The organism is Tistrella mobilis (assembly GCF_041468085.1).
GTDB lineage: Bacteria > Pseudomonadota > Alphaproteobacteria > Tistrellales > Tistrellaceae > Tistrella > Tistrella mobilis_A.
Window position 1 is genome coordinate 3,485,632 of sequence record NZ_CP121017.1, and the last position, 7,447, is coordinate 3,493,078.

The window sequence follows — 7,447 nt, forward strand, 5'->3', positions numbered from 1 at the left end:
CGGCGGGGGCGCCCGGGTCGGCCATTCAAAGCTATCACATCAAGGTTGATGCGCCCATCTTCCGCACACCCGACAGATGAACCACCCCCGCCTATACACGACCAGGCAGACGCAGGGCCACGAACATGGCGGTCAGCCCGAAGCCCGCCATCACCATCAGCGTGATTGCGAAAGCCTCCATGGTCTGGCCGGGCAGCGCCGCTTCGGCGGTTTCCAGAACCACCGCCAGGATGGCGACACCGACCGCGCCGCCGAACTGGCGCCCGACATTCAGGGCAGCCGCCCCCTGCGCCACCTGGCTTTCGCCGAGCAGCCGGAGTCCGCCGGCCGAGAGGGCCGGCATCACCAGGGCCAGCGACATCCGCCCGAAGGCCATGATGCCGGCGATCACCCAGAAACCGGCCGAGAACTCGGCCCAGGTGATCAGCACCGCATGGAGCGCGAAGCAGCCGAGGCCGATCATCACCTGCGGCCGGGCCGGCATGCGATCGGCCAGCCGCCCGGCGATCGGGAACATCATCGCCATGGCGAAACCGCCGGGGGCCATCGCCAGCCCCACTTCGGCCGGGCTCATCCCCCGCGCGGTTTCCAGCAGCAGCGGCAGCAGATAGGTGGAGCCGAACAATCCGAGGCCGAGCGTCATGGAGCAGAGCGCCGCCGCGGCGAAGCCTGGCGCGCGATAGATCTTCAGATCCATCAGCGGCCGGGTTACCCGCTTTTCCCAGGCAAGGAAGGCCGTGGCCGCCGCCACGCACAGCACCACCAGCCCCAGAACCGGCAGCGACACCCAGCCCTGCGACTTGCCCAGGCTCAACACCCCGATCAGCGAGATGAGCGCGGTGGCGAGCAGAACGAAACCCAGCCCGTCGAAGCGGCCCCCCGCCCCTGCCGGCCGGGCATCGGGCAGGGCCTTCATCGCCAGCCCCATGCCGACGAGACAGACCGGGATCGCCACGAAGAACACCGATCGCCAGCCGGCGAATTCGACCAGCGCGCCGCCCAGGCTGGGCGCCAGCGCCGGCGCCAGCACAACGCCCAGACCGTAGAGGCCCATGGCCGCGCCGCGCTTGTCGGGCGGATACATGCGGAAGATGACCACCATGGCCAGCGGCTGGATCATGCCCGCCGCCGCCCCCTGGATCACCCGGGCGGCGATGGCGGTATGGGCGCCAGGGGCGAAGCCGCCCAGCAGCGCCGCGGCCACGAAGACCGCGATCGCCAGGATGTAGAGCTTGCGGAAGCCCAGCCGCCCCATCATCCACGGGGCCACGGGCATGGCGATGGTATTGGCGGCCAGAAAGCCGGTGGAGAGGCCCTGGGCGACCGTATGGCCGACGCCCATATCGGCCATGAAGGTGGCGAGCGCCACATTGATCAGCGTGGCCGAGAGCACGGTGGCGATGGTGCCGCACATCAGGGCCGCGATGGCGAGGCGGCGCTCCATCGGTGTGATCGCAGGTCCGGCAGTCACCGCCGGCTCCGGCAGTCTGGCCTCGTCGTCGGATCCGTCACGGGGCGCAGTCACCGGTCGCCTCCATGATCGGCATCGGTTATGGCAACCGCCGGTGCCCCCGCCAGCAGACGGTCGGTACGGGCCTGGATCATGTCGAGCAGGGCCAGCGCCTCGACGATGCGCTCTTCGGGCACGTCGCCCAGCAGGTCGTTACGCACCTCGGTGATCGCCTGGCTGATCGTCCGGGTGGCCGGGGCGGCGTTCGGCCCCAGCCGGATCACCTTGCGCCGGCGATCGTCCGGATCGGCGCAGCGTGTCACCAGCCCGTCGGCCTCCAGCCGGTCGAGCAGCCGCACAAGGGTCGGGGCCTCGATCGCCAGACGCTCGGCCAGTTCCCGCTGGGTCAGGGCGCGCGGCTCCGTCGCCACCACATTCATCACCCGCCAACGCGACTGGGTGAGGTTGTGCGGTGCCAGACGCTGGTCGAGCAGCGCCCGCCAGCTGCGCGCCAGACGCGCCACCGTCCAGCCGAGGCGCGCCCTGGGCGGCGCATCCGGGCCGGTGGTGGGAACGGGAACGGTGGAATTGACCGGATCGATGACGGGCAGCATGACCAGCGAGGCCTCACGGAACGGATGAGACCGTTAGCCTAGCAAATCATTCCATTAGGCCACTAACGTTCCTGATGCAGCCCAGGTCCGCGTAGCCGTCAAGGCAATCCGGGCCGCCTCAGGCCCGCATGCGGTTTCGCGCCCGAAGCGCCAGATCCCGCGCGCCCGGTGACTGGGTGCGGCCCAGCTGCTGTTCGATCCGTTCCCGCTCGCGCTGCAGCAGCGCAACCAGCTGGGCGCGGCGCTCGGGCGTCATCCGGCTGTCGATCGCAGCGATGCTCAACGCCGCCTCGGGCTCCCCGCGCCGGTTCAGGATCGGCACCGCCACGGCGCTCATCCCCGCCACGATCAGGCCGTCGTTGAAGGCATAGCCCTGGCTGCGGGTCTGGTCGACCAGGGCCAGCAGGCGCTGAGGCTCGAAGCGCGGCGCATAGGAATTCACCCGCCCGGCATTCACGTCGATGATCGAGCGGATCTCGTTCAGATCGGGCTGGAAGGCGAGCAGCGCCAGGCTGCCGGCGCCCACGCCCAGCGGCCGCCGGTCGCCGACCGCCAGGGTCAGGGTGCGGATCGGGAAGGCGCCTTCCTGCCGCTCCACGCAGATCGCATCGAAGCCGGAGCGGACCGAGAGATAGGCGGTATCGCCCGAGGCTTCCGCGATGCGCAGAACCGCCGGCGCCGCGATCTTGCGGATGCCGAAGCGTTCGGCGGCAACGGATCCCAGGGCAAAAGTCTCCACCCCCAGGTGATAGCGGCGGCTGCCCGGGTCCTGATCGACCAGGCCCTCGCGCATCAGCACCAGCAGCAGGCGGCGCACGGTCGGCTTGTTCAGGCCGCTGTCGGCGACCACGTCGACCAGCCGCGCACCGCCGGCATCGCGCCGGGCCAGGATGCGCAACAGGCTGATCGCACGCTCCACCGACTGGGTTCCGGTCGGGGCGGCAGGTGCCGCAGCGGGGACCGCGGGTCCACGGCGGGCGGGGGCGGCACCACGGGCGGGTGCGCCCGTCAGGGTCTCGGGCATGGTGACACGTTTCCTCCGGTGGTCTCCGGGCTGCCTTCGAACGGGCCGCTCACGGGGAAGGTCGCGAGGGTGCGCCAAGTCGTCCACGATGGTCCACTATGTGGACGTCTTGCCATTCCTCTTGTCGAATGATGTCTCCGTTACGTCAATTTGACAACGGAACAGATGATTTGTAGCTTGGTCTTGAGCGAAAAGCCCAATCCACATGATGGACTGGCCACATGATGGACCGAAGAGTGACGTCCACATGAAGGACCCCGCCGGGAGCAACACCGGCACACGCTCAAAACGCGGGGCGTCCCCCCGCGGCCTGGATAACGAGCAGAACATGCTGCCCGGCCTGCGTCGCCCGAGACGCGGGCCAAGGGCGCTTCCGGGGAGGAAAAACCGGTGACGACCGATCCCGTATCGGCGCCGCCTGCCGCAGACAACGGCAGGCGCCGGCGCCTTGTTGACCATCACGCTATGATGTGGCGCATTCGCGCCTTCGAACGGGCCGCCGAAGCGGGGCTCGCCAACGGTCATGTGGCGGGTGCCGTGCACATGTCCATCGGCCAGGAAGCCGTGGCCGCGGGCGTTTCCGCCCATCTGATCAAGGCGGATGTGATCGCTTCCACCCATCGCGGCCACGGCCACAGCATCGCCAAGGGCGCCGATCTTCACGGCATGATGCTGGAACTCTATGGCCGGGCCGGCGGTTCCTGCGGCGGCAAGGGCGGCTCCATGCACATCGCCGATTTCGATGTCGGCATGCTGGGGGCCAATGGCGTGGTCGGGGCCGGCCTGCCGATCGCCGTGGGTGCCGCGCAGGGGCTGCGCCTGCTGGGCCGCAATGCGATCGCGGTCTGCTATTTCGGCGACGGCGCGGCCAATCGCGGGCCGTTCCTGGAATCGCTCAACTGGGCGGCGGTGTTTCGCCTGCCGGTCCTGTTCGTGTGCGAGGACAACAGCTGGTCGGCCACGACCCGCACCGCGACCATGAGCGCCGGCCCCGGCATCGCCGCCCGTGCCGAGTCTCTGGGCGTGCCGGCGGTCAGCATCGACGGCAATGATGTCGAGGCGGTGGATGAAACCGCCGGCCGGCTGATTGCCGATATCCGCGCCGGCGGCGGGCCGCGGCTGCTGCATGCCCGCACCTACCGGCTGAAGGGCCATACCGTCACCGACCCCGCCCCCTATCGCCCGGCGGAAGAGGTGGCGGCACGGTGGGAAGACGATCCCATCGCCCGCAATGCCGCCGAGTTGAAGGCGCTGGGCCTGGACGAGGACGAGATCGCGGCCATCGAGATCGCCGAAACCCGCCGCATCGCCGAGGCGGTCGCCGCCGCCCTGGCCGCCCCCTTCCCCGAAACCGCTGCCGCCTTCGACGACGTCCAGGATGTCGGCCGCCCCGCCCCCGGGGCCGAGCGCGGCCTTGCCCACCCCCTTCCGGCGGAGCATGCAGCATGAGCGGGTTCACCTATATCGAGGGCGCCCGCCGGGCGCTGGCGGAAGAGCTGGAACGCGATCCCAGGGTCTGGGCATTGGGCGAGGATCTGGGCCGCGGTGGCGTGTTCAAACAGTATGACGGCCTGCAGGCCCGCTTCGGCGAGACCCGCGTCGTCGACACCCCCATCTCCGAGGCGACGATCATGGGCGCCGCGGTCGGGGCCGCCCTGGTCGGCAGCCGGCCGGTGGTCGAGATGCGCTTCTCGGATTTCGCCCTCTGCGCGGTCGACGAGCTGGTCAATCAGGCGGCCAAGAACCGCTTCATGTTCGGCGGCCAGGGCCGGGTGCCGCTGGTTGTCCGCCAGCCGATCGGTGTCTGGCGGTCTTCGGGCGCCCAGCATTCGCAGTCGCTGGAAAGCTGGTGGGTGCATATTCCGGGCCTGGTGGTGACGGCACCCGCCACCCCGGCCGATGCCTATGCCCTGCTCAAGGCCGCGATCCGCTGCGACGACCCGGTGGTGCATCTTGAACACAAGGCGCTCTGGCCGCTGTCGGGGGCGGCGCCCGAAAGCGACGCTCCGGCGGAACTCGGCCGGGCGGCGATCCGGCGCCCCGGCCGCGACGTCACCATCGTCGCCTGGTCCGCGGCAGTGCACGAGGCGCTGGAAGCGGCCCGCCTGGCGGCAATGGAGGGCGTCGAGGCCGAGGTGATCGATCTGCGCAGCCTCTGGCCCTGGGATGCCGATTGCGTGCTGTCGTCGGTTGCCCGCACCCGTCGGCTGATCGTGGCGCAGGAGGCCGTGCGCGATGCCGGCTTCGGGGCCGAGATCGTCGCCACCGTCACCGAGGCGCTGGGCGACCGGCTGGAGGCGAAACCGGTCCGCCTGGGTGCCCCACGCATCCCGGTCGGCTATTCGGCGCCGCTTGAAGCCGCCTACCGGGTCGGCCCCGACAACATCGCCCGGGCGATCACCGGCATGGCTGCCTGATCCCCGACAACGCTCCATCGCCTCACTCAGGCGGTGGCCGGATATCGATCCCCGGTACCTTCCCCCGGGCAGGCCCGACGCTCTCCCCCGAGCCCCTCCCTGCCCGACCGGTGATCCACCCGCCGGTGATCCGGCCACGGCCTGCGGCGTTCCGGCAGACGCCCGCCTCCCGCGTCCTCCCTCCGCGCGGGGCCGGGCGCCGGAACGCAAAACCGCCGGCATCCTTTCCCCCAGGATGCCGGCGGTTCTTTTTTCAGCGAAGTCCGGTTACCCGGCCGAGGCGATCTTCGGCTTGTCCACCGCTGCGGGCACGGGCGCGAAGGTCGGACGGCCGTTGCGCCACGCGGCCTCGGTGCGGTTGATCGCCTGGGTGAGCGTCGCGACCGTCGGGGCCTCCAGCGCCTCGGGCAGCGGATCGGCGCCGATCGACAGGAACAGGCGGCCGAAGGCATTGTTGGCGTCGGCGAAGGCCAGATCGCGACGCAGCTGGCTCTGCACCGACGCGAGTTCGGTCTGGATCACCTGCAATTCGCCCAGGCTGGTGCCGGCCGCCGCCTTGGCCTGCTCCAGGATGCGGGCATCCAGATCGGCCAGTTCGCGGGCGGTCTGATACTGGATCCGCGCCTCGTCGTAATTGGTCTGGGCGACATGCACCTGGGCCAGCACCGCCATGCTGATCGCCATGCGCCGGGCGTCGACCACGTCCTCATTCGCCTCGGCAACCGCCATGGCACCGGGGATGCGCAGGATGTTGAGCAGGTTCCAGGTGACCTTCACGCCGTAATCGGCCCAGTCGTTGTTCACCAGATACTTATTGCTGTCGTAATGGGCGCCGAGATCAAGCTCGATGCCCGGCAGCAGCCGCAGCAGCGCCTTGCGGGTTTCCTGTTGCGAGATGCGGGTCTGATAGTCCAGCTCCCGCACCTCGGGCCGGTTGGCCAGTGCCAGCACTTCCAGCTGTTCGCCGGTCGACGTCACCGGCGGCAGGCTGGCCTGGGTTTCGGGCGCCTCCAGGGTAAAGTCGTCACCCGGGCGCAGATTGATCAGCGCGGCCAGCTCGGTCTTCGCCAGGCGCAGTTCACGCTTCTGCGCCTGAAGCTGGCGCAGGGCATCCAGCAGGCCGCGGCGATAGGTCAGCGCCTCGGTGGGCGCCCTCAACTGCTGGCGCTCGATCTGGGCGGACGAGGCGAGCGCCGTCTCGATCCGGGTCATCAGCGGGTCGATGCGCGAGAGCACCCGCTCTGCCGCCACCGCCCGCCAATAGGCCGAGCGGACGTCCTGGATGATGGTATGGACCACCCGGCGACGCTGTTCGGCGGCGATCAGCGACCGGTCGGCATTCTGCTGGGCGGTGACGTAAGAGACGCCGAAATCGAGGATGTTCCACGACATGTTGAGATCGGCGACCCGGCGGTTGCGCTCGGTCGAGGTCGACGGCACCAGCGATTCGGTACCGGTCGCAACGTTCTCGCTGCTGGATGCCGAAACATTGTCACGCCCGACGAAGCCCGCCGAAGCGGCAAGCGACGGCAGCATGTCCCAGCGCGACAGATCCAGCTGCCGCTGGCTCAGCGCCTGCTCCATGGTACGGAGCCGGCCGTCGAGATTGTAGAGGATGGCCCGCGCCATGGCCTCGTGCAGGCTCAACCGGCCGGTCACGGGCTCCTGGTTCGAGAACATCCGTGCGAGATCGGCCGAAATCCGCGCCTGGGTCATCTCCGGCGCGATCGGCTCTGGCGTCGCGGTGCACCCCGCCAGCAGCGCTGCGGCGAGCATGCCCGCCACCGCCTTGCGGCCGTGCCGCCCGATCCCGTTCATTGCTGCCTGCCCCCGCATATGCTCACCCCGTCTGTCCGCGGTCGATCTGCCGCGCGTCATGATCGTCGATACCGTCCCGAAATGGCCGGCGGGCCGGTCACGGCCCGCCGTCACAGTCGTCCTG

Annotated in this window: 6 protein-coding genes; 2 read left to right on the forward strand and 4 right to left on the reverse strand. The window is 69.7% G+C overall.

Features of this window, described 5'->3' with window-relative positions:
• Positions 1–91 precede the first annotated feature (91 nt).
• The 3 genes from P7L68_RS21325 to P7L68_RS21335 all read right to left on the reverse strand — a co-directional run bounded on the left by P7L68_RS21325 (position 92) and on the right by P7L68_RS21335 (position 3,088).
• Positions 92–1,525, reverse strand: coding sequence for a DHA2 family efflux MFS transporter permease subunit (locus P7L68_RS21325; RefSeq protein ID WP_372001476.1), 1,434 nt, complete (start codon positions 1,523–1,525; stop codon positions 92–94).
• A complete protein-coding gene (locus P7L68_RS21330) occupies positions 1,522–2,064 on the reverse strand; it encodes a MarR family transcriptional regulator (RefSeq protein ID WP_372001478.1) in 543 nt (180 codons plus the stop codon). The genes P7L68_RS21325 and P7L68_RS21330 overlap by 4 nt, the downstream gene beginning before the upstream one ends.
• Before the next feature lie 118 nt (positions 2,065–2,182).
• Positions 2,183–3,088, reverse strand: a complete 906-nt coding sequence (locus P7L68_RS21335) for an IclR family transcriptional regulator (protein ID WP_372001480.1) — start codon at positions 3,086–3,088, stop codon at positions 2,183–2,185.
• Positions 3,089–3,553: 465 nt separating this feature from the next.
• Here P7L68_RS21335 and P7L68_RS21340 point away from each other — a divergent pair, with 465 nt between their 5' ends.
• Positions 3,554–4,537 (forward strand): thiamine pyrophosphate-dependent dehydrogenase E1 component subunit alpha, encoded by a 984-nt coding sequence (locus tag P7L68_RS21340; protein WP_372006909.1) that lies wholly within the window; start codon positions 3,554–3,556, stop codon positions 4,535–4,537.
• Entirely contained in the window at positions 4,534–5,505 is a 972-nt protein-coding gene (locus tag P7L68_RS21345; RefSeq protein ID WP_372001482.1) for an alpha-ketoacid dehydrogenase subunit beta, read from the forward strand. The genes P7L68_RS21340 and P7L68_RS21345 overlap by 4 nt, the downstream gene beginning before the upstream one ends.
• Positions 5,506–5,772: 267 nt before the next feature.
• On the opposite strand, the gene P7L68_RS21350 is transcribed toward P7L68_RS21345, so the two are convergent.
• Complete coding sequence (locus tag P7L68_RS21350) at positions 5,773–7,323, reverse strand: TolC family protein (protein WP_372001484.1); 1,551 nt, start codon at positions 7,321–7,323, stop codon at positions 5,773–5,775.
• Between the last annotated feature and the right edge of the window lie 124 nt (positions 7,324–7,447).

Excerpts from the sequence above, each read along its gene's own strand:
- P7L68_RS21345 (WP_372001482.1), top strand. The coding sequence starts at position 4,534 with ATGAGCGGGTTCACCTATATCGAGGGCGCCCGCCGGGCGCTGGCGGAA.
- P7L68_RS21340 (WP_372006909.1), top strand. The coding sequence starts at position 3,554 with ATGATGTGGCGCATTCGCGCCTTCGAACGGGCCGCCGAAGCGGGGCTC.
- P7L68_RS21350 (WP_372001484.1), bottom strand. The coding sequence starts at position 7,323 with ATGAACGGGATCGGGCGGCACGGCCGCAAGGCGGTGGCGGGCATGCTC.
- P7L68_RS21330 (WP_372001478.1), bottom strand. The coding sequence starts at position 2,064 with ATGCTGCCCGTCATCGATCCGGTCAATTCCACCGTTCCCGTTCCCACC.
- P7L68_RS21335 (WP_372001480.1), bottom strand. The coding sequence starts at position 3,088 with ATGCCCGAGACCCTGACGGGCGCACCCGCCCGTGGTGCCGCCCCCGCC.